A 25,797-nucleotide genomic window follows, 5' to 3' on the forward strand; every position below is an offset into this window, starting at 1 on the left:
TCTTTCTGATTTCTCCTTGGGGAGAAGAAACCGTTGGGCTGACGTTGCTGCGGGGCGCACTTTACAAGCCTTTGCCTTACAGTTCAACGCCCTATCGAAAAAAAAGGCCCCGCAATGCGGGGCCTCTTCTTATAGCAGTACCACTCGAGCTTAGTGGAAGACGATTTCGTCGTTCTCCACCGTCGCCTCGACGCTGGTGCCCGGCATAAAGCTGCCCGACAGGATCAACTGTGCCAACGGGTTCTCGATCCAGCGCTGGATCGCACGCTTCAACGGCCGTGCGCCGTACACCGGGTCGTAACCGACAGCGATCAGCTTGTCCAACGCCTCGCGGCTCAGGTCCAGGGACAACTCACGTTCCGCCAGACGGCTGCGCAGGCGGCCCAACTGGATCTCGGTGATGCCCGCGATCTGATCTCGTGCCAGAGGCTCGAAGATCACCACTTCATCGACCCGGTTGATGAACTCCGGCCGGAAGTGGCTGGTCAGCGCGTCCATCACGGCTGCGCGCTGGGCTTCACGATCACCCACCAGTTCCTGGATCTGTACCGAACCCAGGTTGGAGGTCATCACGATCACCGTATTGCGGAAATCCACGGTACGTCCGTGACTGTCCGTCAGGCGGCCATCTTCCAGCACTTGCAGCAACACGTTGAACACATCCGGGTGGGCCTTCTCGACCTCGTCCAGAAGGATCACCGAGTAAGGCTTGCGCCGTACGGCCTCGGTCAGGTAACCGCCCTCCTCGTATCCTACATAGCCAGGTGGCGCCCCGATCAGGCGAGCCACGGAATGTTTCTCCATGAACTCGGACATATCGATCCGCACCATAGCCTCTTCGGTATCAAAGAGGAACTCGGCCAAAGCCTTGCACAGCTCGGTCTTACCCACGCCGGTCGGGCCGAGGAACATGAACGAGCCGCTCGGACGGTTCGGGTCGGACAACCCGGCCCGGGAACGCCGCACCGCGTTGGATACCGCGATCACTGCCTCGTCCTGGCCGATAACGCGCTGGTGCAACAGGCTTTCCATCTTCAGCAGCTTGTCGCGCTCGCCTTCGAGCATTTTCGACACAGGAATACCGGTCCACTTCGAGACGACTTCGGCGATTTCTTCCTCGGTCACCTTGCTGCGCAGCAACTGGTTCTCAGGCTTGCCGTGCTGGTCAACCATCTGCAGGCTGCGCTCCAGGTCCGGGATCACCCCGTACTGCAACTCGGCCATGCGGTTCAGGTCGCCTTTACGGCGCGCTGCTTCCAGCTCCTGGCGGGACTGTTCGATCTTTTGCTGGATCTGCGCAGAACCCTGCACTTCGGCTTTTTCCGAGGTCCAGATTTCTTCGAGGTCCGAATACTCGCGCTCAAGGCGAACAATTTCTTCCTGGAGTTTTTCCAGGCGTTTCTTCGCCGGCTCGTCCTCTTCTTTCTTCAGGGCCTGGGATTCAACTTTCAACTGAATCAAGCGCCGATCCAGACGATCCAGCACTTCGGGCTTCGAATCGATTTCCATCCGAATACGGCTGGCCGCTTCGTCGATCAGGTCGATGGCCTTGTCCGGCAACTGGCGGTCAGTGATGTAGCGATGGCTCAACTTCGCCGCCGCAATGATCGCGCCGTCGGTAATCGCGACTTTATGGTGGACCTCATACCGCTCTTTCAGGCCCCGCAGGATCGCGATGGTGTCTTCTTCGCTTGGTTCTTCCACCAGTACTTTCTGGAAGCGACGCTCAAGCGCCGCATCCTTCTCGATGTACTGGCGATATTCGTTCAGCGTGGTCGCACCGACGCAATGCAACTCACCACGCGCCAGGGCTGGCTTAAGCATGTTGCCCGCATCCATCGATCCTTCGCCTTTACCGGCGCCGACCATGGTGTGCAGTTCGTCAATAAACAGAATGATCTGCCCTTCCTGCTTCGACAGTTCATTCAGCAGGGACTTCAGGCGCTCTTCGAACTCACCGCGGAACTTGGCGCCGGCAATCAGCGACCCCATGTCCAGGGACAGCAGACGCTTGCCTTTAAGGCCGTCCGGCACTTCGCCATTAATGATGCGCTGGGCCAGGCCTTCGGCAATCGCAGTTTTACCCACGCCAGGTTCGCCGATCAGCACCGGGTTGTTCTTGGTGCGACGCTGCAGGACCTGGATGGTGCGACGAATCTCATCGTCACGACCGATCACCGGATCGAGCTTGCCTTCTTCGGCGCGCTTGGTCAGGTCGACGGTGTACTTGTCCAGGGCCTGGCGAGACTCCTCGTGGTTAGGATCATTTACCGCTTCGCCGCCACGCAGGTTGTTGATGGCATTTTCCAGGGCTTTTTTGCTCACGCCCTGGCCCAGCAACAATTTGCCAAGTTTGCTGTTGTCGTCCATGGCGGCGAGCAGCACCAGTTCGCTGGAGATGAACTGGTCACCCTTCTGCTGTGCCAGGCGATCGGCCTGGTTAAGCAGGCGCGCCAAGTCCTGGGACATGTTCACGTCGCCAGTAGGATTTTGGATTTTCGGCAGTTGGTCGAGCTCTTTGCTCAACTCCTTGCGCAGGCTGTTGACGTCGAAGCCCACCTGCATCAGCAACGGCTTGATGGAACCGCCTTGTTGCTCCAGGAGCGCTTGCATCAAGTGCGCAGGCTCGATGGCCGGATGGTCAAGGCCAACCGCCAGGGATTGAGAATCAGATAATGCCAACTGCAATTTGCTGGTTAAACGATCAATACGCATTAGTCACCTTCCTTTTGAGCAGGCCGGAGCTATAAACACATCCTGAATGAAGAAACCTGCCAGATACCCCTATAGATGTGGTCGATTCTGGGAGATTCAAGCTGCCAATAGTTGACGCAGGTCAGGAGAGTCTAGCGTTCAAGCCAGATAAGGGAGGCAAACCGACCGGTGCGCGGGCTGCGACGGTAGGAATAGAAGCGGGGATCGGTCACAGTACACAAGCCGCCACCGTACACAGCCGTGACGCCGCGGGCTGCGAGGCGTAGGCGGGCCAGTTGGTATATGTCGGCCATGAACTTGCCCGGGTTCTGACTGGGGACGAACGCCTCAATCGTTTCCGGAAGTTGCTGCATAAAGGCTTCACGCACTTCCAGACCCACTTCGAAGGCTTTGGGGCCAATGGCCGGGCCTAGCCAAACCAGCACTTCGCCAGGTTCGGCATCCAGGCTTTCGAAAGCGGCTTCCAGAACTCCCGCAGCCAGGCCACGCCAACCGGCATGGGCAGCAGCGACGCGGGTGCCGGCGCGATTGCAAAACAAGGCAGGCAAGCAGTCAGCCGTCATCGATGTGCAGGCGATGCCTGGGGTGCTGGTCCAACTGCCATCTGCCTCGGCAGTCCGACCGGGGTCCGCCTCAACCACAACCACACCGTGAACCTGGCGCAGCCAGGCCGGCTGAATATTGAGGGCATCGGTGAGGCGACGACGATTTTCGAGAACGGCTTCGAGGCTGTCCTCAACGTGATCGCCGAGATTGAGGCTGTCGAACGGCGCCAGACTGACGCCGCCCGCACGGGTGGTAACGCAGGCTTTCACCCCGGCCGGCGCAGGCCAGTCAGGAATCAGCCAGTCACTCATCCGATGAACGCCTCGCGATCCTGCTTGAGCAGCGACAACAACCAGACAAAATCGTCTGGAAGTGGCGATTCCCAGCTCATCCGCTTACCGCTCGTCGGATGATCCAGTTCCAGGAAGCGTGCATGCAGTGCCTGGCGCGGGAAGGTTTTCAGCGAATCAACCATGGTTGCACTGGCCGCCGGCGGAATACGGAAGCGGCCACCGTAGGCCGGATCTCCAACCAACGGGAAGTTGATGTGCGCCATGTGCACCCGAATCTGGTGGGTACGACCGGTTTCCAGCTTGACCCGCACGTGGGTGTGGGAGCGGAAACGCTCGAGCACGCGGTAGTGGCTGACAGCTTGTTTGCCACCTTCCATTACCGCCATGCGCTGGCGCTGCTGGCCGTGGCGACCGATCGGGGCATTGATTTTGCCACCTGCGGTTACCACGCCGATCACGATGCATTCATAGATGCGGCTGACGCTGCGGCTCTGCAGTTGTGTGACCAACTGCGTCTGCGCCTGAATGGTCTTGGCCACCACCATAAGGCCGGTGGTGTCCTTGTCCAGCCGGTGCACGATGCCGCAGCGCGGGACATTGATGATGTCCGGCACGTGGTGCAGCAAGGCATTGAGCAGGGTGCCATCAGCGTGCCCGGCGGCCGGGTGAACCACCAGGCCTGCGGGTTTATTGATCACCAGGATGTCGTCGTCTTCATAGACGATGTCCAGTTCAATGTCCTGGGCGATCCATTCTCCCTGGGCTTCCTGCTCGGCAGTCAGCTCAAGAATCGCACCACCATGGACTATGTCTCGCGGGCGGATAACCGCTCCATCCACAGTCAGGCGGCCGTCTTTGATCCAGGCGGAAAGGCGCGAGCGCGAGTGCTCAGCGAATAATTGTGCGGCGACTTGATCGAGGCGTTGGCCGCCCAATTCGGACGGCACCTCTGCGCGAAGTTCAATTTTATCGGACATGCTCAGACTAGGCGTGGCACAGCCTTTGGTTTCGGCTGCGCGCTTGTGGTTAAATACGGCGTCTTTTGCCCCGAGGCTTTCCAAGGGGCGCTCATCATAACAGGACGGCCCCGCCCAAGACAGCGGCCGTCATAGGGACGCAAGCCGCCATGCAAGTGAAACACCTGCTGCTGATCGCCATCCTCGCCATGACTGCTGCTTGCTCGTCAACAAAGGAAGTCGTCGACGAAAACCTGAGCGAGGTCGAGCTGTACCAACAAGCTCAGACCGACCTGAACAACCACAGCTACACCAGCGCCACGGCAAAGCTGAAGGCACTGGAGTCGCGGTATCCGTTCGGGCGCTACGCCGACCAGGCCCAGCTTGAGCTGATCTACGCCAACTACAAGAACGCCGAGCCGGAAGCTGCCAAGTCCGCCGCCGAGCGTTTTATCCGCCTGCACCCACAACATCCGAACGTGGACTACGCCTACTACCTCAAGGGCCTGACCTCGTTTGACCAGGACGTTGGCCTGCTGGCACGCTTCCTGCCGCTGGACATGACCAAGCGTGACCCGGGTGCTGCCCGCGACTCCTACAACGAGTTCGCCCAGCTGACCAGCCGCTACCCGAACAGCCGCTACGCGCCGGACGCCAAGCAGCGCATGATCTACCTGCGCAACCTGCTGGCTTCCTACGAGATCCACGTAGCCCACTACTACCTGACCCGTCAGGCGTACGTTGCTGCCGCGAACCGTGGCCGCTATGTAGTGGAAAACTTCCAGGAAACCCCATCCGTGGGTGACGGCCTGGCCGTGATGACCGAGGCTTACCAGCGCCTGCACCTGGACGCCCTGGCGGCCACCAGCCTGGAAACCCTGAAGCTCAACTACCCGGATCACCCAAGCCTGAAGGACGGCCAGTTCGTACCGCAGGTTGCCGAAGCCGACAACCGTTCGTGGTTGAGCAAATACACCCTGGGCCTGATCGAGTCCCGTCCACCGCTGCCGCCGGGTGAAACCCGCGCCAACCAGGACATCATCAAGCAATACCAGGACGCCAAGGATTCGATCCCATCGGACCTCAAGCCGCGTGACGAAAACGGCGACATCATCGAAGAGCAAGGGCCTCAAGCCCTGGGCAACAACGAAGATCGCTCGTGGTTCAGCTACATGACCTTCGGTGTCTTTGACTGACTGTTCGCCGCGATGCAAAAAGGGAGCTCTTGAGCTCCCTTTTTTATTGCGCTGCATAATTGCGCTGTGCGCCCATCACGTCCTTGGCTAAACTGGCGCATTACTTGTCGAGAAGCTGCCCACCATGGTTCGTCTACTGTTCTGGATTGCCGTTATTGCTGCCGCGGTATGGATTTGGCGCAAATTCAAAAGCCCGGCCGCCAAACAGCAGCGGCCCAGCGAGCAAGGTACTATTCAGATGGTTCGTTGCGCTCACTGCGGCCTTCATCTGCCGCAGGATCGAGCCTTGAGCCTGCGCCAGGAGTGGTATTGCACCCAGGCGCATCTGGAGCAGGGTCCGAAGGCTATCCAGCGTTGATCCGGCCTGCCGGCGCGTAGGGCGTCGGATCAATGATCGGCTTATGCTCCAGCAACAAATCGGCAAACAACTGACAGGAAGCCGGCGCCAGCACCAGGCCATTGCGGTAATGCCCGCAATTGAGCCATAGCCCGTCAAACCCTGGCACCTTGCCGATATAGGGAATGCCTTCCGGCGATCCGGGCCGCAAGCCGGCCCAATGCCCCACCACCTCGGCATCAGCCAGTGCCGGAATCAACTCGACGGCAGAGGCTTTCAGGCTTTCCAGGGCGGAATCGGTGGGCGTCTTGTCGAACCCCTCATGCTCCAGCGTACTGCCGATCAGGATGTGACCGTCTCGCCGCGGAATCGCATAACGCCCCTTGGCCAGGACCATGCACGATAGGAAGTCCGAGGCGCATTTATACAAGATCATCTGCCCCTTGACCGGCTCCACGGGCAACGCCAACCCCAGGCTACCCAGCAACTCACCGCTCCAGGCCCCGGCAGCAAGCACCACCTCATCGCCACGGATCGGCCCAAGAGCCGTATTCACCCCGACAACCTTACCGCCCTCCTGAATAAACCCTTCAACCGCGCACTGCTCGTGAATCGTCACGCCCGGCAGGGCCAACAAGGCTGCCTTGAGGGATTTGACCAACCGCGGATTACGCACATTGGCCACATCCGCCATATAGATCGCCTGGGAAAACCCGGCACCCAGCACCGGCACAGCGTCATGGGCCGCTGAAACATCCACCTTGCTCAGCGGGCGCCCTTCGCGCGCCGCCCAGGCAAGCGCCTCGGCCTCATCGTCAAGGTCCAGCCAATACAGGCCCGTGGTGTGAACTTCCGGGTCAACGCCAGTAGCGGCGAACAAACGCTCTGCCAGTTGCGGGTAAAAATCCTGGGACCAGTGCGCCAGTGCCGTCACCGCCGGGCTATAGCGCCATGGGTACAGCGGGGAAACAATGCCGCCACCAGCCCAGGAAGACTCCTGCCCGACCGCCGAGCGATCCAGCAACACCACCGTCTGCCCCTGGGTCGCCAGGTTGAACGCCGTCAACAAGCCAATTACCCCGCCACCCACAACCACTACTTGCTGTTGCTTAGCCATTGTTCGATCCAGCCGATAAAAAGAAAAAGGCACGCCCGGCGCCCAATCGTCCAGCTTCCTCATCATTGCCCCCAGCACGCCTTGCGCGTCATGTCAGGCACGGCACCCGGATTGCTTCGCGCACCGGCACTGGTCAGGCTGAAGGCTGCACAGGGATCGCCCGCCATCACCGAATCAGTTGCGGGCGTGGCAAGCAGAACGAAATCCTGAGGATTCAATGCAGGGGTGATTCTATAGCGATCATTGCCGGCGATGACGCCAGTCGCATCAATAAAAGTGCCGTTCCTCGCGTAATAACGCTCCAGGTGCTGAGCTTGCTCGGTCAGCAACCCGGCAATTTCGGCGCGATAGACCTTTTTCATATGGCTCGTATAGCCGGGATAGGCGACGCCAAGCAGAAGGCCGATGATCGCCACGGCGATCAATAATTCGATCAGGGTGAAACCAGTGCAATCCTTGCTCATCGTGCCGCTCACCTATTGAAGTTGTCGCCACATGATTCGTCGAAAACGCTCACCGGCGCCGCTGCCCACGCGCGCATACACCGTCTCCAGGACGGAACGCGAATGGCCGCTGATTCCCACCGAAGTCACTCGATAGAGGGTGGCTTGGGTCTCTGCCGGGAGGTGAGCCAAGCCCATTCCCGGCCCCAGATTCTGAATACCGTAGACGCCATCTTTCATCCCCACCCAAGTGACAGCCGACACAGGGTTCGTCCCTGGCCCCACGACCGAAACCGACTCGGGAGGTGGCGCACGCGCAACAGTCGATTGACAAGGACGCAAGCCAAAACCAGGCGCCTGCACCACAGACTCTCCAAGCCTGAGGCCGCTTTCGGCCAGCTGAAACGACTGGTTGCGCTGCCGAACGCTGCCGGTCATTTTTTCTTGCGAGATTGCCCCCTGCATCGAAGACAAACCGAGGAGCGCCAGCAACAGCAGGAATACCAGGCTGATCAGCAAAACCATGCCGGCCTGCCTCGAACAAGAGCGGTAATAACCCATGGGCAGCTACTCCAGGCGATTACGTAGCGCGGCTACAACGCTGTAGGTCTGGTCTTTCACCCGCCCATTTGGATCCTGAAGCGTCAGCAGAATCCGCACACTGCGTATCAGCGACTCATCACCGGGGTTGGGGTCGTATCGGGTGACAATCGTTGAGCCCGCCTTCCCGGCCACCCCGAAACTGATATCAAAAGCCCCCACGTTATCCACCAGCACTGCCTTGCTCGGGGCTGCCAACGTGCTGAGCTTTAACTGCCCGCCCTCGAAGGTGTAGGTCAGCTTGCGCAATGGAAAGTGGATCTGCCCGGGCGCTGGTGTCGGTGGGCTTCCCGCGTAGGCGTAGGCAGATCCGGTGCAATCGGAAAGCACTGTCCAGTCAGGCTTGCTGCCACCCTCTCCGACGTCAGCGGTCACCAGCGTCAGCGACCGGGAGTTGCCGGTGGCACTCCAACCGATGGGACGGTCGAACCCTGCGGGAGCGTTGCTGATTGATGCGGTGGACAGGCAACCAAACATGCCTGCCTGGCGTATTTCCTGAACCAGCTTGCCCAAGACGAACCGTGCATCATCCTGCAACAGCGAAGCTGCACTTTGGTTGTCACGGGTGGCTCGAGAGCTGAGCGCGATCTGGGTCACACCCATGATCAACAACAATCCTAGCGCCAACGCCAGCAACAGCTCCACCAGGCTAAAACCGCGAGCGGGGCCGCTCATGGCAACCCCCTCGGGTCAACAGCAACCCGGCTGGTCAGGGTGAATGTTTCCCGGGCGCCTTGAGCCTTCGCCCCACGGGAGTCATCCCAACTGATGCTGATGGTCACCTCACGCTGATTGACCGCAACCGAACCCTTGGCGCTCTCCCCCGCAAATCCCGCGATGTTGGCTTCGAAATCGTGCAGGTCCAGATCCCGGACACTCGCGACCGAAGTGCTGGAGGGCGCGCGCTCGCTCTGCCCCCATGAGTAATCAGCACCTGAGTTGGCGCGGATGCGGTCGAGCATGTCGTACGCGATGAAACTGGCCTGGCTGGTCATCCTGGAACTGTCGGTGTACTTCAAGGCATTAAGCTGAATCACCGCAGCCCCCAGCAGGCCGACGGCAAGGATCAGCACAGATACCAGGACCTCGATCAGGGTCATCCCGGCCTGGGCCAATTGAGGGTGATTCGTTACGGGGAAAGCGATCATTACCATCGTCATCCATGTCGAAGGTCATCAAAAAGCAGCGGGAAATCTGCCGTGCGACGCAAGACTAGCGCCGGTCTTGCCTGAGCGCTGCACCCCGGAACAAAGCGAAATACTTTGGACAGGATGGCCATCATTCGCCACGCCGGACTGGCCGCTATAACTAAGTCTGCCACTCGGCATCCACTGAAAAAGCACACCGCGTCCACGGAGGGACGGCACATGAAACAACGAGGTTTCTCTCTGATTGAGCTGGTTCTGGGTCTGTTCCTGAGCGGCATCCTGGCCAATCTGGCAGTGCCGAGCCTCAAGGGGCTGCTTGAATCGCAACGTCGCCAGAGCGCCGCCGAATCACTCGCCGGCGGGGTGCGTTACGCCCGTACGGAAGCCATCGCGCGTAATCGCACGGTGGTTATCCATGCACTGGAGGATGACTGGAGCCGGGGATGGAGGGTGGTACTGGACCTGAACGGTCGCGGCCATCTGGACGACAAAAACCCGGTGCTGCTGGAGCGCCAGGACAGTGGCCAGATACCGATTGTGGGGAATACGCCAGTGAGAACCCAGATACGCTTCAGCGGCCTGGGCGAACCGCTGCTGTCAGCAGGGGCTTTCAGCGCCGGCACCGTTCACGTGTGCGCGACGGACCAGCAACTGAGCCTGTATCAAGTGGTGCTGGCAGCCAGCGGGCGCATCAGCCTGCGCAGTAACAAAACCGAGCAGGCGCTGTGCCGGGGCTACGCCGGCACCTTGGGACTCAGAGCAGCGAGCGAACCCGCAGCTCCTTGGGCATGGAGAAAGTGATGTTCTCTTCACGGCCAGCCAGCTCATCAGCGCCTGTGGCGCCCCAGGCCTGCAGTTGCTGAATAACGCCGCGAACCAGCACTTCCGGGGCCGAGGCACCCGCCGTGATGCCGATGCGCTCGACGCCATCGAACCAGCTGCGCTGCATGTCTTCGGCACCATCGATCAAATAGGCCGGAGTGGCCATGCGCTCGGCCAGTTCACGCAAACGGTTGGAGTTGGAGCTGTTGGGGCTACCCACCACCAACACCACGTCGCATTCGTCGGCCAATTGCTTGACCGCATCCTGGCGGTTTTGCGTGGCGTAGCAGATGTCGTCCTTGCGTGGCCCGCCAATCGCGGGGAAGCGCGTACGCAGCGCATCGATGACGCGGCTGGTGTCGTCCATGGACAGGGTGGTCTGGGTAACGAACGCCAGCTTTTCAGGGTTGTGCACCTGCAACGCGGCGACGTCTTTTTCGTCTTCCACCAGGTAGATCGCGCCGCCATTGCTGGCGTCGTACTGGCCCATGGTGCCTTCGACTTCCGGGTGACCGGCGTGGCCAATCAGGATGCATTCACGACCATCACGGCTGTAGCGCGCGACCTCGATGTGCACCTTGGTCACCAGCGGGCAGGTGGCGTCGAACACTTTCAGGCCACGGCCTGCTGCTTCAGTGCGCACGGCCTGGGAAACGCCGTGGGCGCTGAAGATAACGATAACGTCGTCCGGCACCTGGTCCAGTTCTTCAACGAAGATGGCCCCGCGGCTGCGCAGGTCTTCGACCACGAATTTGTTGTGGACGACTTCATGGCGCACGTAAATCGGCGGCCCGAAGACTTCCAGGGCGCGGTTGACGATTTCAATCGCCCGGTCCACGCCGGCGCAGAAGCCACGGGGGTTGGCGAGTTTGATTTGCATGCTGTGCCTCGTGTCTTGCCCTGAGGAGCGAGCTTGTGTGGCGAGGGAGCTTGCTCCCGCTGGGCTGCGAAGCAGCCCCAACCTGGGCAATCGAGACACATCAGGTGTATCTCGATGAACAGTTTGGGAGTGCTACGCACTCCAACGGGAGCAAGCTCCCTCGCCACACAAGCTCGCTCCTACAGTAGGCCGGTTTCGTTAGTTACAGCGCTTTAACGTCGATGATTTCGACATCAAAGGTCAAGGTTTTCCCGGCCAACGGGTGGTTGAAGTCGATGGTCACTTGCGCGTCATCAAAAGCTTTCACCACACCCGGCAGTTCGGTATTCGCCGCATCATTGAAGATCACCAGCAAGCCTTCGGACAGTTCCATGTCCTGGAACTGCGAACGCGGGATGATCTGTACGTTTTGCGGGTTGGGCTGGCCAAAGGCGTTTTCCGGCAGGATCTGCAGGTTGCGCTTGTCGCCGGCCTTGAAGCCGAACAGTGCCGCTTCGAAACCCGGCAGCAGGTTGCCGTCGCCGACCTTGAAGGTCGCCGGGGCCTTGTCGAACGTGCTGTCGACCGTGTCGCCATTCTCCAGGCGCAATGCGAAATGCAAGGTGACTTCCGTGTTCTGGCCGATGCGTTGCTCAGCCAATACCTGTTCAGTCATGAACGGTCTCTCCGGTTTTCTTACTTTTAAACATATCCAACGCCAGCATGATTGCACCGACGGTGATGGCGCTGTCGGCAAAGTTGAACGCCGGGAAGTACCAGCGGTTCTGCCAATGCACCAGAATAAAGTCGATCACATGGCCCAGGGCAATGCGGTCGTACAAGTTGCCCAATGCACCACCGAGCACCAGGGCAAGCGCCACGGCCAGCCAGGTGTCATCGCGCCCCAGGCGCTTGAGCCAGACCACCAGCACGGCACTGACCACCACGGCGATCAGGGCAAACAGCCAGCGCTGCCAGCCGGAGCTGTCAGCCAGGAAGCTGAACGCAGCACCGGTGTTGTAGGCCAGGGTCCAGCTGAAGTAGTCGGGAATCACCACGATCTGCTGGTACATCTCCAGGGCGCCCTCGAAATGAGCCTTGCTGAGCTGGTCAATGACCAGCACCAGCACGCTCAATACGAGCAAGCCCAGGCGTCCAAAACGACTGGCTTCAGGCATAGTGACGGACCTCGCCAGCGCCAGAGATGTTGTCGACGCAACGACCGCAGATTTCCGGATGCTCAAGGTTCACGCCGACATCTTCACGGCAGTGCCAGCAACGGGCACACTTGGCAAAGGACGACTTGACCACTTTGAGCTTGAGGCCCGGGACTTCGGTCGCGACGGCATCCGCAGGCGCTTGGGCAAACGGCGCCAGGCTGGCGGTCGAGGTGATCAAGACGAAGCGCAGTTCGTTGCTCAGCTTTGCCAGGTCAGCGGTCAGGCCTTCCTCGGCAAACAGCGTAACTTCGGCCTGCAAGTTGCCGCCAACGGCCTTCGCCGCGCGCTGCACTTCCAGTTCCTTGTTCACGGCAACCTTGACGGCCATCACGCCTTCCCAGTACTCGCGGCCCAGTTCGAAGTCGGCCGGCAATTCGGTCAGGCCTTCGTACCAGGTGTTGAGCATGACGGACTCGTTACGCTCGCCCGGCAGGTATTCCCAGAGCTCGTCGGCGGTGAAAGCCAGGATCGGGGCGATCCAGCGCACCAGCGCTTCAGAGATATGGTACAGCGCGGTCTGCGCCGAACGGCGGGCCTTGCTGTTGGCGCCGGTGGTGTACTGGCGGTCCTTGATGATGTCGAGGTAGAAACCACCCAGCTCCTGCACGCAGAAGTTATGGATCTTCGAGTAGACGTTCCAGAAGCGGTATTCACCGTAATGCTCTTGCAGCTCGCGCTGCAGCAACAGGGTACGGTCCACGGCCCAACGATCCAGGGCGAGCATTTCCTCGGCCGGCAGGATGTCGGTGGCGGGGTTGAAACCGGTCAGGTTCGATAGCATGAAGCGTGCGGTATTACGGATCCGGCGGTAGGCATCGGCACTACGCTGCAGGATCTGCTCGGACACGGCCATCTCGCCCGAATAATCGGTAGAGGCAACCCACAGGCGCATGATGTCGGCGCCCAGGGTGTCGTTGACCTTTTGCGGCGCGATCACGTTGCCCAGGGACTTGGACATCTTGCGACCGTTTTCGTCGACGGTGAAGCCGTGGGTCAGGAGCTCGCGGTACGGGGCGTGATCGTCGATCGCGCAGCCGGTCAGCAACGAGGAGTGGAACCAGCCACGGTGCTGGTCGGAACCTTCCAGGTACAGATCGGCACGCGGGCCGGTCTCGTGGCCCATCGGGTGCGAACCGCGCAATACGTGCCAGTGAGTGGTACCGGAGTCGAACCAGACGTCCAGGGTGTCGCTGATCTTGTCGTACAGCGGCGCTTCTTCGCCCAGCAGCTCGGCGGCGTCCAGCTTGAACCAGGCTTCGATGCCTTCTTGCTCAACACGCTGGGCAACCACTTCCATCAGTTCGACGGTACGCGGGTGCAGCTCGCCGCTTTCCTTGTTCAGGAAGAACGGGATCGGCACGCCCCAGTTGCGCTGGCGGGAGATGCACCAGTCCGGACGGTTGGCGATCATCGAGTGCAGGCGCGCCTGGCCCCAGGCCGGAACGAACTTGGTGTCTTCGATCGCCTTGATCGCGCGGTTACGCAGGGTGTCGCCGCTGGTCGGCTCTTTGTCCATGCCGATAAACCACTGCGCGGTGGCGCGGTAGATCAGCGGGGTCTTGTGACGCCAGCAGTGCATGTAGCTGTGGGTGATGGTTTCGGTGTGCAGCAGCGCACCGACTTCAGCCAGCTTGTCGACGATCGCCGGGTTGGCCTTGAAGATGAACTGGCCACCGAAGAATTCCAGGGACGGCGCGTACACGCCGTTGCTTTGCACTGGATTGATGATGTCGTCGTTGACCAGGCCGTACTGCTTGCAGATCACGAAGTCGTCTACGCCATAGGCAGGCGAGCAGTGAACCACGCCGGTGCCGGCGCCCAGTTCAACGTACTCGGCCAGGTAGATTGGCGACAGGCGGTCGTAGAACGGGTGACGGAAGTTGATCAGCTCCAGCGCGGAGCCGGTGGTGGTCGCGATCACCGAGCCTTGCAGGTTGTAGCGGGCAAGGCACGCCTCGACCAGCTCTTCAGCCAGCACCAGCAGCTTGTCACCGACGTCCACCAGGGCGTAGGTGAATTCCGGGTGCACGTTCAGCGCCTGGTTGGCCGGGATGGTCCACGGGGTGGTGGTCCAGATCACGATGGAGGCTGGCTTGGCCAGGCTCGCGAGACCGAAGGCTTCAGCCAGTTTGGCTTCGTCGGCGATCGGGAAGGCGACGTCGATGGTCGAGGACTTTTTGTCTTCGTACTCGACTTCTGCTTCAGCCAGGGCCGAGCCGCAATCGAAGCACCAGTTCACGGGCTTGAGGCCCTTGAACACGAAACCGCCCTTGACGATTTCGGCCAAGGCGCGGATTTCACCGGCCTCGTTCTTGAAGTCCATGGTCTTGTACGGGTTGGCCCAGTCGCCCAATACACCCAGGCGGATGAATTCGGACTTCTGCCCTTCGATCTGCTCGGTGGCGTAGGCACGGCACAGTTCGCGGGTTTTATCCGCGCCCAGGTTCTTGCCGTAGGTCACTTCGACTTTGTGTTCGATCGGCAGGCCGTGGCAGTCCCAGCCCGGGACATAAGGCGCGTCGAAACCCGAAAGGGTTTTCGAGCGGATGATCATGTCCTTGAGAATCTTGTTCAGTGCATGACCGATGTGAATCGTGCCGTTGGCATAAGGAGGGCCGTCGTGCAGGACGAATTTCGGACGATCCTTGCCAATCTCGCGCAACTTTCCGTACAGGCCAATACTGTCCCAGCGCTGCAGGATCTGCGGTTCGCGCTGTGGCAGGCCGGCCTTCATTGGGAAGGCGGTGTCCGGAAGGTTTAGCGTGGCTTTATAGTCGGTCATTTAAGGCTCTTCATTAGCGATGGGCGCTAGGTGCGGCTAGTGCACGGGCGGCGGCGACATCCGCATTGATCGCCGTTTTCAACGCCTCCAGGGAGGCGAAACGCTGCTCTTCACGCAGCTTTTGGTGGAAAGCCACCGTCAAACGCCGGTCATACAAATCACCGGCAAAATCCAAAAGGTGAACTTCCAGGTGGGCTTTGCCATCACCTGCAACCGTGGGCCTGACGCCTATGTTGGCGACTCCGGGCCACGATTGGCCGTCGATGTCGACACTCACCAGGTAAACCCCGGTCAGTGGCACACGACGGCGCTTGAGCTGCACGTTGGCAGTTGGCGTGCCCAGTTGGCGCGCCAGCTTCTGGCCGTGCAGCACCCGCCCGGCAATCCGGAACGGGCGACCGAGCAAACGCTCGGCCAAGGCGAAGTCGGCAGCGGCCAGGGCGTTACGCACCTGGGTACTGCTCACACGCAGGCCGTCCAGTTCGACGGTTTGCGCGGCTTCGACGGTAAAACCCTGGGTGACGCCGGCCTGTTGCAGGAAATCGAAATCCCCTACCCGGTCGCAACCGAAACGGAAGTCGTCACCGACCTCCAGGTGCTGCACGCCCAGGCCGTCCACCAGGATACGGTCGACGAACTCGGCGGCGCTGAGGCTGCGCAAACGCTGGTTGAAAGCCAGGCAAAGGACACGGTCCACGCCTTCTTCAGCCAGCAGTTGCAGTTTGTCCCGCAGACGGGCCAGACGCGCCGGTGCCGTCTCCGGGGTAAAGAATTCGCGCGGCTGTGGTTCAAAAATCACCACACAGCTGGGCACGCCCAACTCAACCGCACGCTCACGCAGGCGGGCCAGGATAGCCTGGTGGCCACGGTGAACACCGTCAAAGTTGCCAATAGTGGCGACGCAGCCCCGATGCTGGGGGCGCAGGTTGTGGAGACCTCGAACCAGCTGCATAACGCGCTTCTTGCTCATAAAGTGGTCGATTATAACCACACCCAGCCCCGGACGACAGGCAACAGCGCAGGCCATTTGCGCGAATCGATAAAACAACCGCCTTATCGACGAAAAGTCTCTAGCTCAGCGACTTGCGATTGAAATCCCGCAAGCGGAAGCCCATCAGCAGCAACATGCCGAAGTACACCACCACGCCAGCCACTACCAACGCACCAAGGCGCATGAAGCGCTCCAGCATATGGCCCTGATCCCAGGCAGGCATAAAGTGCATCAGCCCCAGCAACACCGCAGACATCATCGCCACCGCCACCAGCAGCTTGAGCGCGAACATGCCCCAGCCCGGCTGCGGCTGGAACATTTTCTGTTTACGCAGTTGATAGAACAGCAGGCCGGCGTTGATGCAGGCGCCGACACTAATGGCCAACGCCAGGCCGGCATGAGCCAGCGGACCAATAAACACCAGGTTGAGCAGTTGCGTGACCACCAGGGTGAAGATCGCAATCTTCACCGGGGTACGGATGTTCTGCTGGGCATAAAAGCCGGGAGCAAGGACCTTGATCACGATAATGCCCAGCAGCCCGACGGAATAGGCGATCAGCGCACGCTGGGTCATCGAGGCATCAAACGCACTGAACTGGCCGTACTGAAACAGAGAAACGGTCAACGGTTCCGCCAGGATCCCCAGCGCCAGGGAGCACGGCAATACCAAGACGAAGCACAGCCGCAGCCCCCAATCGAGGATTCGCGAGTATTCGTGACGGTCCTTGCTGGCATAGGTGCGGGACAGCGTCGGCAGCAGGATGGTGCCGAGCGCCACGCCCAGCACGCCGGACGGCAACTCCATCAGACGGTCGGCGTAGTACATCCACGATACGGAGCCCGAGACCAGCAACGAGGCAAAGGCGGTATTGATGATCAGAGAAATCTGGCTGACGGAAACCCCGAGGATTGCCGGCAGCATGTTGCGCATAACGCGCCACACGCCGGTGTCCTTGAGGTTCAGGCGCGGCAGCACGAGCATACCGATCTTCTTCAGGTGCGGCAGTTGGTACAGCAGTTGTGCCAGGCCACCGGCCAACACCGCCCAGCCCAGAGCCATCACGGGCGGATCGAAGTACGGCGTCAGGAACAGCGCAAAAATAATCATGCTGACGTTAAGCAGGGTCGGCACGAAGGCCGGCACCGAGAAGCGGTTCCAGGTATTGAGGATCGCCCCGGCCAGGGACGACAGGGAAATCAGCAATATATAAGGAAAGGTCACCCGCAACAGATCAGTGGTCAGGGCGAATTTTTCCGGCGTATTGGCAAAACCGGGGGCCGTGGCCCAGATCACCCAGGGCGCGGCGAGCATCCCGGCGATCGTCACCAACGTCAGCACCAACGTCAGCAAACCCGAAACATAGGCAATAAAGGTGCGGGTCGCCTCCTCGCCTTGCTGGGCCTTGTATTCCGCCAAAATCGGCACGAAAGCCTGGGAAAAAGCCCCTTCGGCGAAGATCCGCCGCAGCAGGTTGGGCAGTTTAAAGGCTATAAAGAAGGCATCCGTGGCCATGCTGGCGCCAAAAATACGTGCCAGCAGCGTGTCACGCACAAACCCAAGAACCCGGGAAATCATCGTGATAGAGCTGACGGCGGCCAACGATTTGAGCAGATTCATTGAAAGAGTTTTTGCCTATAGATAAAGAGCAGGCGAACAAACGGCCCACATATGCGATACTCCGCGCCTGCAACAAGCACAGAGCCAAAGCTCGCGAGTTTACAGGTCAAGCGCCGGAAATAAATCACCCGCCTCTTAAGATCGACCACTCAGCAGTTCGCATCACCCGCCCTTGACAAGACTTCAACTCATCGGCATGATTCGCGGCCTATTTTGTTTGCTATTTCCTAAAAAGTCTTTCGAGGAGCTCGACGGTGGCCAACACACCTTCCGCCAAAAAACGTGCAAAACAGGCTGAGAAGCGTCGCAGCCACAACGCCAGCCTGCGTTCCATGGTTCGTACCTACATCAAGAATGTAGTTAAAGCCATTGACGCAAAAGACGCTGAAAAAGCTCAAGCTGCTTACGTTCTGGCCGTGCCAGTTATCGACCGTATGGCCGATAAAGGCATCATCCACAAGAACAAAGCTGCTCGCCATAAAGGTCGTCTGAATGGCCACATCAAGGCTCTGAACCTTGCTGCTGCAGCCTAAGCGATAAGCTTGTTAAAAAACCGACCCTAGGGTCGGTTTTTTATTGCCTGCCTGTTGGAGCAAGCTTGCTCGCGATGGTCTTTAACGATTATGTGCGCCGCCTGAATAAACGCGGCGCCCTCTGGCTTTTCGCGAGTGAGCTCGCGCCTACTGGGCAGGCCATGGCAAGATCGGAATCGCCGTCACCGCATTCTGCGGACTGCCTTCGATCAAGCGGTCGCTGTAGACCAGATACACCAGGGTATTGCGCTTCTTGTCGAGGAAACGCACCACCTGCATGGTCTTGAACACCAGGGACGTGCGCTCCTTGAACACTTCATCCCCGTCCTTCAGCTCACCCTTGAAGTGAATCGCGCCCACCTGACGACAGGCAATAGACGCCTCAGCGCGATCCTCAGCCAACCCCAGACCACCTTTCACCCCACCCGTCTTGGCGCGGGACAGGTAGCAGGTCACGCCATCCACCTTCGGGTCATCAAAGGCCTCGACCACAATCCGGTCATTGGGGCCGACAAACTTGAACACCGTCGACACCTGGCCAATCTCTTCGGCCGATGCCAGCAACGGCATCGCCAGCAGTACACCGAGCAACCCCTTCATCACGCGCATCGAGAATTCCTTTTTACTTAAACCAGAATCAGGTTATCCCGGTGAACCAGCTCCGGTTCAGCCATGTAACCCAACAGACCGACAATCGCATCAGACGATTGCCCAATGATTTTCTGCGCCTCAAGAGCACTGTAGTTGGCCAGGCCACGGGCAATCTCGCGACCGTCCGGCGCCACGCAAACCACCATCTCGCCACGGCGAAAGCTGCCCTGGACCAATTTTACGCCCACCGGCAGCAGGCTTTTGTTGCCCTGGGACAACGCCGACACAGCCCCAGCATCCAACACCAAGGTACCGCGCGTCTGAAGATGCCCCGCCAGCCACTGCTTGCGCGCCGCCAGCATGCCGCGCTCAGGCGACAGCAGCGTACCGATGCGCTCGCCCGCCTTGAGACGATCCAGCACCCGTTCAATCCGACCGCCAACGATGATGGTATGCGCGCCGGAACGCGCCGCCAGCCGCGCCGCACGCAGCTTGGTCTGCATACCGCCACGACCCAAGGCACCACCGACACTCCCAGCCACCGCATCCAGCGCCGGATCATCGGCACGCGCCTCGTAAATCAGTTGCGCCTCAGGGTTGTTGCGCGGATCAGCGTCGAACATGCCGTCGCGATCCGTGAGAATCACCAGCAAATCAGCCTCAACCAGATTCGCCACCAGGGCCGCCAGGGTGTCGTTATCGCCGAAACGAATTTCGTCGGTCACCACCGTGTCGTTCTCATTGATCACCGGGATCACCTTGAGTTCAACCAGGGCACGCAGGGTGCTGCGGGCATTCAGGTAGCGCTTGCGGTCGGACAAGTCGTCATGGGTCAGCAGAATCTGCGCCGTGTGGCGACCGTGCTCGGCAAAGCTGGACTCCCAAGCCTGCACCAGGCCCATCTGACCGATGGCGGCGGCGGCTTGCAGCTCGTGCATCGCGCTGGGTCGCGCGGTCCAGCCAAGGCGACTCATGCCCGCGGCAACCGCCCCGGACGACACGAGCACCAACTCGACACCGGCCTCATGCAAAGCCACCATCTGGTCCACCCAGACGCTCATGGCCGCACGATCCAGCCCCTTGCCATCCGCCGTCAGCAGCGCGCTACCGATCTTAACGACCCAACGCTGCGCACCTGTCACCTTGCTCCGCATCATCTTCAACCTTAGATAGAGGGCCGCGCGACCCAGCGCCGCCCATAACGTTATTCGTGACTACCGATTTCCAGATACCAAAACGCCGCTCGATTGAGCGGCGCTTAAGTTTACTGCAACGAATCAGTCGCGCACGTAAATGATTTCCGGACCATCTTCATCATCCACGTCTTCTTCGTCCCAATCATCGTCACCGATGTCATGGACCGACTTGACGCCACTGCGACGCAGGGCACGCTGGTCATCCAGCGCCTGCAACTGGGCACGAGCTTCGTCTTCGATGCGCTGATCCAGCTCGGCCAGCTCTGCCTTGTAGACAGGGTCGGCAGCCAGGCGGTCGGCACGATCTTCGAGGTAACGCATGATGTCGCGCGTCAGGCGCTCAGTGCCTTCTTTGGCAATGGCCGAGATCACGTAGACCGGACCGGTCCATTCCAGGCGATCAACGATTTCCTTGACGCGCTCTTCGTGCTCTTCCTCGAGAATCTGGTCGCACTTGTTCAGTACCAACCAACGATCACGCTCAGCCAGGGACGGGCTGAACTTGGTCAGCTCGCTGACGATCACTTCAGCAGCGTCTGGTGCGCTGGTGTCATCCAGCGGCGCCATGTCGACGAGGTGCAACAGCAAACGGGTACGGGACAAGTGCTTGAGGAAACGAATCCCCAGGCCCGCGCCGTCGGAAGCCCCTTCGATCAGGCCCGGAATGTCCGCAACCACGAAGCTCTTCCAGCGATCAACGCTGACCACACCCAAGTTTGGCACCAAGGTAGTGAACGGGTAATCGGCAACTTTCGGCTTGGCAGCAGACACCGAGCGAATGAACGTACTTTTGCCGGCGTTCGGCAGGCCCAGCAGACCTACGTCAGCCAGCACCTTCATTTCCAGCTTGAGGTCACGCTGCTCGCCAGGCTTGCCCGGCGTGGTCTGGCGTGGCGCACGGTTGGTACTGGATTTGAAACGGGTGTTACCCAGACCGTGCCAGCCACCATGAGCCACCAGCAGGCGCTGACCGGCCTTGGTCAGGTCGCCGATGATTTCCTGGGTAGCGGAGTCGATCACGGTAGTGCCGACCGGAACCCGCAGAACCAGCTCTTCGCCTTTTTTACCGGTGCAGTCAGTGCTGCCGCCGTTGGAGCCACGCTCGGCATCAAAGTGCCGGGTGTAACGGTAGTCCACCAGGGTGTTGAGGTTTTCGTCGGCGATCATGTAGACCGAGCCGCCATCACCGCCATCACCGCCGTTAGGACCACCGTTTTCGATGAATTTTTCCCGACGGAAACTCATGCAACCGTTACCGCCGTCGCCAGCTTTTACTCGGATCGAAACTTCATCAACAAACTTCATAACAAAACGCCTCTCGCCACACGGACGAGCTTAAGAAACCAAGACATAAGACTCTTGCAAAAATGAGCGCAGCGACCTCAAGCAACGACCGCAAATCCAGCTGCTTTCGCCCATCACAAACAGCTTTGCAAGAGACTCACCCCACAAACGAAAAAGCCCCGTCGCGAGACAGGGCTTTTCCAGCAACTACGTAATTATGCCGCGACGACTTCAGTCTTCGGGACAATGCTCACGTAACGGCGATTGAAAGCGCCTTTTACTTCAAACTTGATCACGCCGTCGATTTTAGCGAACAGAGTGTGATCTTTACCCATGCCAACACCGTAACCGGCGTGGAATTGGGTGCCGCGCTGACGCACGATGATGTTGCCCGGAATGATAACCTGGCCGCCATACATCTTCACGCCAAGGCGTTTGGCTTCTGAGTCGCGACCGTTACGGGTACTACCACCAGCTTTTTTGTGTGCCATGAGTCAATTCTCCTAGTGAGGAATTAGGCTGAAATTAAGCCTGAATACCGGTGATTTTGATCTCGGTGTACCACTGGCGGTGGCCCATACGCTTCATGTGGTGCTTACGACGACGGAACTTGATGATGCGGACTTTATCGTGACGACCTTGAGAGATCACTTCAGCCACAACGGTAGCGCCTGCAACAACTGGAGCGCCGATGTTCACGTCATCGCCATTGGCGACCAACAGAACGCGATCAAAAGTAACGGATTCGCCAGTAGCGATTTCCAGCTTCTCGATCTTCAGGTATTCACCTGGGGCGACCTTGTATTGCTTGCCACCAGTAACAATTACTGCGTACGACATGGTATTTCTCCGATAATCCTGCTCACCCAGCGCTTTATAAGAAGAGGTATTGGCTGGCATGGCTGCATGGGATGGACGTCCCGAATGCAATTGCGTAAGGCAGGTGCTGCCCAGGAAGTTCAGGGTGCGCGATTGTACGCAAGCTAAGGAGGCGTTGCAAGTGGCCGTCTATCGCGCCTTGACACTACGGGGCGTGGGTCCTAGCATGCCGCGCAACCCTTCTGGAGCGACTGTCGCTGATGCAACCCCAAGCTTTCTACCGCGCGGTGGCGGACGATTTTAGCGCCGTCGACGGCATCATCAAGAAGCAGCTGACTTCTAAAGTGCCGCTGGTCTCCAAAATTGGCGACTACATTACGTCGGCCGGCGGTAAACGCCTGCGTCCTTTATTAGTGTTGCTGTGTGGCAAGGCCCTCGGCCGCGAAGGCGATGACCTGCGCCTGCTGGCCGCGACCATCGAGTTCCTGCACACCGCCACCCTGCTGCATGACGACGTGGTCGATATGTCCGGCATGCGCCGTGGTCGCGAGACGGCCAACGCGATGTGGGGCAACGCACCGAGCGTGCTGGTGGGCGACTTCCTTTATTCGCGCTCGTTCGAAATGATGGTCGAGCTGGGCTCGATGCCGGTGATGAAGATTCTTTCACAGGCCACGCGTATCATCGCCGAAGGCGAAGTGTTGCAACTGTCGAAGGTTCGCGACGCCAGCACCACCGAAGAAACCTACATGGAAGTGATTCGCGGCAAAACCGCGATGCTCTTCGAAGCCTCGACCCACAGCGCTGCGGCCCTGTGCGAAGCGACGCCCGAGCAGAGCGAAGCCCTGCGCACCTTCGGCGATCACCTGGGCGTAGCCTTCCAGTTGGTGGACGACCTGCTGGATTATCGCGGCGACGCCGAAACCCTGGGCAAGAACGTCGGTGACGACCTGGCCGAGGGCAAGCCGACCTTGCCGCTGATCTACACCATGCGCGAAGGCACGCCTGAACAGGCCGCCCTGGTGCGTAAGGCGATCCAGAAAGGCGGGATCGAAGACCTGGAAAGCATCCGCGAAGCCGTGGAAGCCTCGGGCTCCCTCGAATACACCGCGCAACTGGCCCGTGACTACGTCGCTCGTGCCATCCAATGCCTGGAAGCCCTTCCAGCCAGCGAATACCGGGACGCCCTGGTTGAGCTGAGTGAGTTCGCGGTCGCCCGCACTCACTAAGCAATTCCTGTAGAAACGAGCTTGCTCGCGAAGGTCTCCAACGATGACGCGTACATCTGATTACACGCGGCGTCCTTGAGTTTTTCGCGAGCAAGCTCGCTCCTACCAGGGACGGTGCCCCCTCCCCCCGCTAAAACCCTATATAATGTGCGCTTTTTAGCCATCCTGAAACCAAAGGAGCTTTAGTGAGCACGTTGCCACCCTGCCCGAAATGCAATTCCGAATACACCTACGAAGACGGCGCCCAGCTGATTTGCCCGGAATGCGCCCATGAGTGGGCCGTCGGTGGCGAAGCCGAGGCTGCCAGCGATGAATCCGTAAAGAAAGACTCTGTGGGCAACGTCCTGCAGGACGGCGACACCATCACCGTGATCAAGGACCTCAAGGTCAAGGGCACGTCGCTGGTGGTCAAAGTCGGCACCAAGGTCAAGAACATCCGCCTGTGCGATGGCGACCACGATATCGACTGCAAAATCGACGGTATCGGCCCGATGAAACTCAAGTCCGAGTTCGTCCGCAAGGTCTGAACCTGCTGCCTCCATCTCGTGCCCGGCACGGGATGGCGCTTCACCCTCCCCGCGTCATTTCCGCACTAGCGGCAAAAGGCCAGCCCTTTTGATCAAAAACAATATCCACACAGAAAAGTCCGGAAATCGCCAATAGGGACTTGCTATTCCTTGAATAAGAATTATTCTCATTGAAACCCATCAAGGAGATGCTTCCCATGACTTATTTGATCGATGCCTGGCTGGACCGTCCACACCCTTACCTGCGAATCCTCCATCGGGAAACCGGGGAAGTCTGCGCAGTACTGGAAGAAGAAGCGTTAAGCGAACTGCAGGATCAGGGCGACCTGGACGTCAATGGCTTGAGTTCCAGTGAACCTGGGGTGCTGAAAGAAGTGGTGAGAAATCTGTTTCTGTTCTGCTATGCCCGAGCGTTGCGCCCGGTGACGGATCTCAATGGCAAGTTTCATCCATGAGCAACCTGCAAAACCGTATAGGAGCGAGCTTGCTCGCGAAGAACTCAAATACACCGCGGTCATTCAGCATGGGCGCGTCATCGTTGACGTTCATCGCGAGCAAGCTCGCTCCTACAACCTAGTCAGCGGTCTTACAGAACGTCGAGCAGCTCGACGTCGAACACCAGAACGCTGTGCGGCGGAATGCTGCCAACGCCTTGAGCGCCGTAAGCCAGTTCGCTCGGCACGTACAGACGCCATTTGCTGCCGGCATTCATCAGTTGCAGGGCTTCGGTCCAGCCGGCAATTACGCCGCCAACCGGGAATTCTGCAGGCTGGCCGCGCTCGTAGGAGCTGTCGAACACAGTGCCGTCGATCAGGGTGCCGTGGTAGTGAGTACGCACTTGGTCTTCACGGGTCGGCTTGGCGCCGGAACCGGCAGTCAGCACTTCAAATTGCAGGCCGGAAGCCAGGGTGGTGATGCCGTCACGCTTGGCGTTTTCAGCCAGGAAAGCCAGGCCTTCGCCAGCAGCAGCTTCAGCCTTTGCAGCGGCTTCGGCTTGCATGATTTCGCGGATGACCTTGAAGCTGGCGGCCATTTGCTCTTGGTCCACACGGCTAGGCTTGCCGGCGAAAGCGTCGGTCAGGCCAGCCAGGATCGCGTCCAGGCTCACGCCCGGTGGCGGGTTGTCGCGCAGTTGGTCGCCCAACTGACGGCCAATGCCGTAGCTCACGCGGGTTTCGTCGGTGGACAGATTAACTTCGGACATGGAAAGGCTCCGCTGTAGGACGACACACGTGTCGTCCAAACTAAAAGGGCGAGCAGACTAGCACACAAGCCCCGCTCTTGATGAGCCCTGGAGCCTCAGGCGCACACCCGCCGGGCGCTGATCAATGTTTGGTTAACTTGTCCAGATAACCCATGGCAAACGCAGACACCACGAAGGTCATGTGAATGATCACGTACCACTTCAAATGCTCGGGATCGACGTTCTTGGCGTCCATGAACACCCGCAGCAAATGGATCGACGAAATGGCCACGATGGACGCCGCGACCTTCATCTTCAGCGAAGAGGAATCCATGGTCCCCAGCCAGTTGAGCTTCTCTTTGCTTTCGTCGATGTCCAGCTGGGAAACGAAGTTCTCGTAGCCGCTGATCATCACCATCACCAGCAAGCCGCCCACCAGTGCCATGTCGATCAACGACAGCAGCACCAGGATCACATCCGACTCGCTCATGGAAAACACCATGGGAATCACATGGAACACTTCCTGGAAGAACTTCAGCCCAAGCGCCAACAGCCCCAGGGACAACCCGAAATAGATCGGCGCCAACAGCCAGCGTGAGGCATACATTGCATTTTCGATAAAGCGTTCCATTGAATCTCACACAGCGTGGCTAAAAATGGCGCCGAGTATATCAGCCGCACACAAACGCCAGAAACCGTCGAGAAAACTGATCTGTACGGCATCTGTAAAAGAATTTTTCTGCTAGTGTCGGGCTCATCAACTCGGCTCGATGATGTCGGACAGGAAAACTC

28 protein-coding genes are annotated in these 25,797 nt (G+C 59.4%); 7 read left to right on the forward strand and 21 right to left on the reverse strand.

The window, feature by feature from the left end; translation table 11 throughout:
* Positions 1-150 precede the first annotated feature (150 nt).
* From clpB to rluD, 3 genes are all read right to left on the reverse strand, one after another.
* Positions 151-2,715 carry an ATP-dependent chaperone ClpB gene (gene clpB / locus ACA046_RS28210; protein ID WP_076014000.1) on the reverse strand — a complete coding sequence of 855 codons (2,565 nt, stop codon included), beginning with the start codon at positions 2,713-2,715 and terminating at the stop codon, positions 151-153.
* Between the two features lie 131 nt (positions 2,716-2,846).
* The gene (gene pgeF, locus ACA046_RS28215; RefSeq protein WP_459023885.1) at positions 2,847-3,572 is read right to left on the reverse strand and encodes a peptidoglycan editing factor PgeF; all 726 of its coding nucleotides are present in this window, start codon (positions 3,570-3,572) and stop codon (positions 2,847-2,849) included.
* The gene (rluD, locus tag ACA046_RS28220) at positions 3,569-4,531 is read right to left on the reverse strand and encodes a 23S rRNA pseudouridine(1911/1915/1917) synthase RluD (RefSeq protein WP_003215899.1); all 963 of its coding nucleotides are present in this window, start codon (positions 4,529-4,531) and stop codon (positions 3,569-3,571) included. The genes pgeF and rluD overlap by 4 nt, the downstream gene beginning before the upstream one ends.
* 149 nt (positions 4,532-4,680) lie before the next feature.
* Here rluD and ACA046_RS28225 point away from each other — a divergent pair, with 149 nt between their 5' ends.
* Both ACA046_RS28225 and ACA046_RS28230 read left to right on the forward strand, forming a co-directional pair.
* On the forward strand, positions 4,681-5,706 hold the full coding sequence (locus ACA046_RS28225) for an outer membrane protein assembly factor BamD (protein WP_459023888.1): 1,026 nt from the start codon (positions 4,681-4,683) through the stop codon (positions 5,704-5,706).
* 124 nt (positions 5,707-5,830) lie between these two features.
* Positions 5,831-6,064: a PP0621 family protein gene (locus ACA046_RS28230; RefSeq protein ID WP_076014003.1), complete on the forward strand. Its 234-nt coding sequence runs from the start codon at positions 5,831-5,833 to the stop codon at positions 6,062-6,064.
* On the opposite strand, the gene thiO is transcribed toward ACA046_RS28230, so the two are convergent.
* The 5 genes from thiO to pilV form a co-directional block, all read right to left on the reverse strand.
* The gene (thiO, locus tag ACA046_RS28235; protein ID WP_318303166.1) at positions 6,051-7,160 is read right to left on the reverse strand and encodes a glycine oxidase ThiO; all 1,110 of its coding nucleotides are present in this window, start codon (positions 7,158-7,160) and stop codon (positions 6,051-6,053) included. The two genes, ACA046_RS28230 and thiO, sit on opposite strands and share 14 nt — an antisense overlap.
* A gap of 62 nt (positions 7,161-7,222) precedes the next feature.
* Positions 7,223-7,624, reverse strand: a complete 402-nt coding sequence (locus tag ACA046_RS28240) for a type IV pilin protein (RefSeq protein ID WP_459023891.1) — start codon at positions 7,622-7,624, stop codon at positions 7,223-7,225.
* Between the two features lie 12 nt (positions 7,625-7,636).
* Positions 7,637-8,164: a pilus assembly PilX family protein gene (locus ACA046_RS28245; RefSeq protein ID WP_497675376.1), complete on the reverse strand. Its 528-nt coding sequence runs from the start codon at positions 8,162-8,164 to the stop codon at positions 7,637-7,639.
* 6 nt (positions 8,165-8,170) lie between these two features.
* Positions 8,171-8,878: a PilW family protein gene (locus ACA046_RS28250; RefSeq protein WP_076014007.1), complete on the reverse strand. Its 708-nt coding sequence runs from the start codon at positions 8,876-8,878 to the stop codon at positions 8,171-8,173.
* Positions 8,875-9,351 (reverse strand): type IV pilus modification protein PilV, encoded by a 477-nt coding sequence (pilV, locus tag ACA046_RS28255; protein ID WP_497675377.1) that lies wholly within the window; start codon positions 9,349-9,351, stop codon positions 8,875-8,877. The genes ACA046_RS28250 and pilV overlap by 4 nt, the downstream gene beginning before the upstream one ends.
* Positions 9,352-9,570: 219 nt before the next feature.
* Here pilV and ACA046_RS28260 point away from each other — a divergent pair, with 219 nt between their 5' ends.
* Entirely contained in the window at positions 9,571-10,152 is a 582-nt protein-coding gene (locus ACA046_RS28260; RefSeq protein ID WP_076014008.1) for a GspH/FimT family pseudopilin, read from the forward strand.
* Here ACA046_RS28260 and ispH read toward each other — a convergent pair.
* The 6 genes from ispH to murJ all read right to left on the reverse strand — a co-directional run bounded on the left by ispH (position 10,106) and on the right by murJ (position 17,643).
* Positions 10,106-11,053: a 4-hydroxy-3-methylbut-2-enyl diphosphate reductase gene (gene ispH, locus ACA046_RS28265; RefSeq protein ID WP_048724209.1), complete on the reverse strand. Its 948-nt coding sequence runs from the start codon at positions 11,051-11,053 to the stop codon at positions 10,106-10,108. The genes ACA046_RS28260 and ispH overlap by 47 nt on opposite strands.
* 202 nt (positions 11,054-11,255) lie before the next feature.
* Complete coding sequence (gene fkpB / locus ACA046_RS28270) at positions 11,256-11,693, reverse strand: FKBP-type peptidyl-prolyl cis-trans isomerase (RefSeq protein ID WP_003215879.1); 438 nt, start codon at positions 11,691-11,693, stop codon at positions 11,256-11,258.
* A gap of 7 nt (positions 11,694-11,700) precedes the next feature.
* On the reverse strand, positions 11,701-12,210 hold the full coding sequence (gene lspA / locus ACA046_RS28275) for a signal peptidase II (protein ID WP_076014009.1): 510 nt from the start codon (positions 12,208-12,210) through the stop codon (positions 11,701-11,703).
* The gene (gene ileS / locus ACA046_RS28280) at positions 12,203-15,034 is read right to left on the reverse strand and encodes an isoleucine--tRNA ligase (RefSeq protein ID WP_497675378.1); all 2,832 of its coding nucleotides are present in this window, start codon (positions 15,032-15,034) and stop codon (positions 12,203-12,205) included. Before ileS ends, lspA begins: the two co-directional genes overlap by 8 nt.
* Before the next feature lie 13 nt (positions 15,035-15,047).
* Positions 15,048-15,986: a bifunctional riboflavin kinase/FAD synthetase gene (gene ribF, locus ACA046_RS28285; protein WP_076014011.1), complete on the reverse strand. Its 939-nt coding sequence runs from the start codon at positions 15,984-15,986 to the stop codon at positions 15,048-15,050.
* Positions 15,987-16,104: 118 nt separating this feature from the next.
* A complete protein-coding gene (gene murJ, locus ACA046_RS28290) occupies positions 16,105-17,643 on the reverse strand; it encodes a murein biosynthesis integral membrane protein MurJ (RefSeq protein WP_076014012.1) in 1,539 nt (512 codons plus the stop codon).
* 254 nt (positions 17,644-17,897) lie between these two features.
* On the opposite strand from murJ, the gene rpsT reads away from it, so the two are divergent.
* Positions 17,898-18,176, forward strand: a complete 279-nt coding sequence (gene rpsT / locus ACA046_RS28295) for a 30S ribosomal protein S20 (protein ID WP_003215870.1) — start codon at positions 17,898-17,900, stop codon at positions 18,174-18,176.
* 147 nt (positions 18,177-18,323) lie between these two features.
* Here rpsT and ACA046_RS28300 read toward each other — a convergent pair whose 3' ends face one another.
* From ACA046_RS28300 to rplU, 5 genes are all read right to left on the reverse strand, one after another.
* Complete coding sequence (locus ACA046_RS28300) at positions 18,324-18,785, reverse strand: CreA family protein (RefSeq protein ID WP_076014013.1); 462 nt, start codon at positions 18,783-18,785, stop codon at positions 18,324-18,326.
* A gap of 17 nt (positions 18,786-18,802) precedes the next feature.
* Positions 18,803-19,921: a glutamate 5-kinase gene (gene proB, locus ACA046_RS28305; RefSeq protein ID WP_017477809.1), complete on the reverse strand. Its 1,119-nt coding sequence runs from the start codon at positions 19,919-19,921 to the stop codon at positions 18,803-18,805.
* Positions 19,922-20,044: 123 nt separating this feature from the next.
* A complete protein-coding gene (gene cgtA, locus ACA046_RS28310) occupies positions 20,045-21,268 on the reverse strand; it encodes an Obg family GTPase CgtA (RefSeq protein WP_076014014.1) in 1,224 nt (407 codons plus the stop codon).
* 194 nt (positions 21,269-21,462) lie between these two features.
* A complete protein-coding gene (rpmA, locus tag ACA046_RS28315) occupies positions 21,463-21,738 on the reverse strand; it encodes a 50S ribosomal protein L27 (protein WP_003215862.1) in 276 nt (91 codons plus the stop codon).
* A gap of 34 nt (positions 21,739-21,772) precedes the next feature.
* On the reverse strand, positions 21,773-22,087 hold the full coding sequence (gene rplU, locus ACA046_RS28320) for a 50S ribosomal protein L21 (protein ID WP_003176051.1): 315 nt from the start codon (positions 22,085-22,087) through the stop codon (positions 21,773-21,775).
* 239 nt (positions 22,088-22,326) lie between these two features.
* Between rplU and ACA046_RS28325 the strand changes: the two genes are divergently transcribed.
* The 3 genes from ACA046_RS28325 to ACA046_RS28335 all read left to right on the forward strand — a co-directional run bounded on the left by ACA046_RS28325 (position 22,327) and on the right by ACA046_RS28335 (position 24,277).
* Positions 22,327-23,295 carry a polyprenyl synthetase family protein gene (locus ACA046_RS28325; protein ID WP_003215860.1) on the forward strand — a complete coding sequence of 323 codons (969 nt, stop codon included), beginning with the start codon at positions 22,327-22,329 and terminating at the stop codon, positions 23,293-23,295.
* 185 nt (positions 23,296-23,480) lie between these two features.
* Positions 23,481-23,822, forward strand: a complete 342-nt coding sequence (locus ACA046_RS28330; protein WP_003215858.1) for a zinc ribbon domain-containing protein YjdM — start codon at positions 23,481-23,483, stop codon at positions 23,820-23,822.
* Positions 23,823-24,019: 197 nt separating this feature from the next.
* The gene (locus ACA046_RS28335; protein WP_003215856.1) at positions 24,020-24,277 is read left to right on the forward strand and encodes a PA4570 family protein; all 258 of its coding nucleotides are present in this window, start codon (positions 24,020-24,022) and stop codon (positions 24,275-24,277) included.
* A gap of 131 nt (positions 24,278-24,408) precedes the next feature.
* Here ACA046_RS28335 and bamJ read toward each other — a convergent pair whose 3' ends face one another.
* Together bamJ and ACA046_RS28345 are read right to left on the reverse strand one after the other, a co-directional pair.
* Positions 24,409-25,026 (reverse strand): BamJ family beta-barrel-assembly machinery protein, encoded by a 618-nt coding sequence (gene bamJ / locus ACA046_RS28340; protein ID WP_003215854.1) that lies wholly within the window; start codon positions 25,024-25,026, stop codon positions 24,409-24,411.
* Between the two features lie 121 nt (positions 25,027-25,147).
* The gene (locus ACA046_RS28345; RefSeq protein ID WP_076014015.1) at positions 25,148-25,636 is read right to left on the reverse strand and encodes a TIGR00645 family protein; all 489 of its coding nucleotides are present in this window, start codon (positions 25,634-25,636) and stop codon (positions 25,148-25,150) included.
* Between the last annotated feature and the right edge of the window lie 161 nt (positions 25,637-25,797).

Source organism: Pseudomonas sp. LBUM1641 (assembly GCF_059716235.1).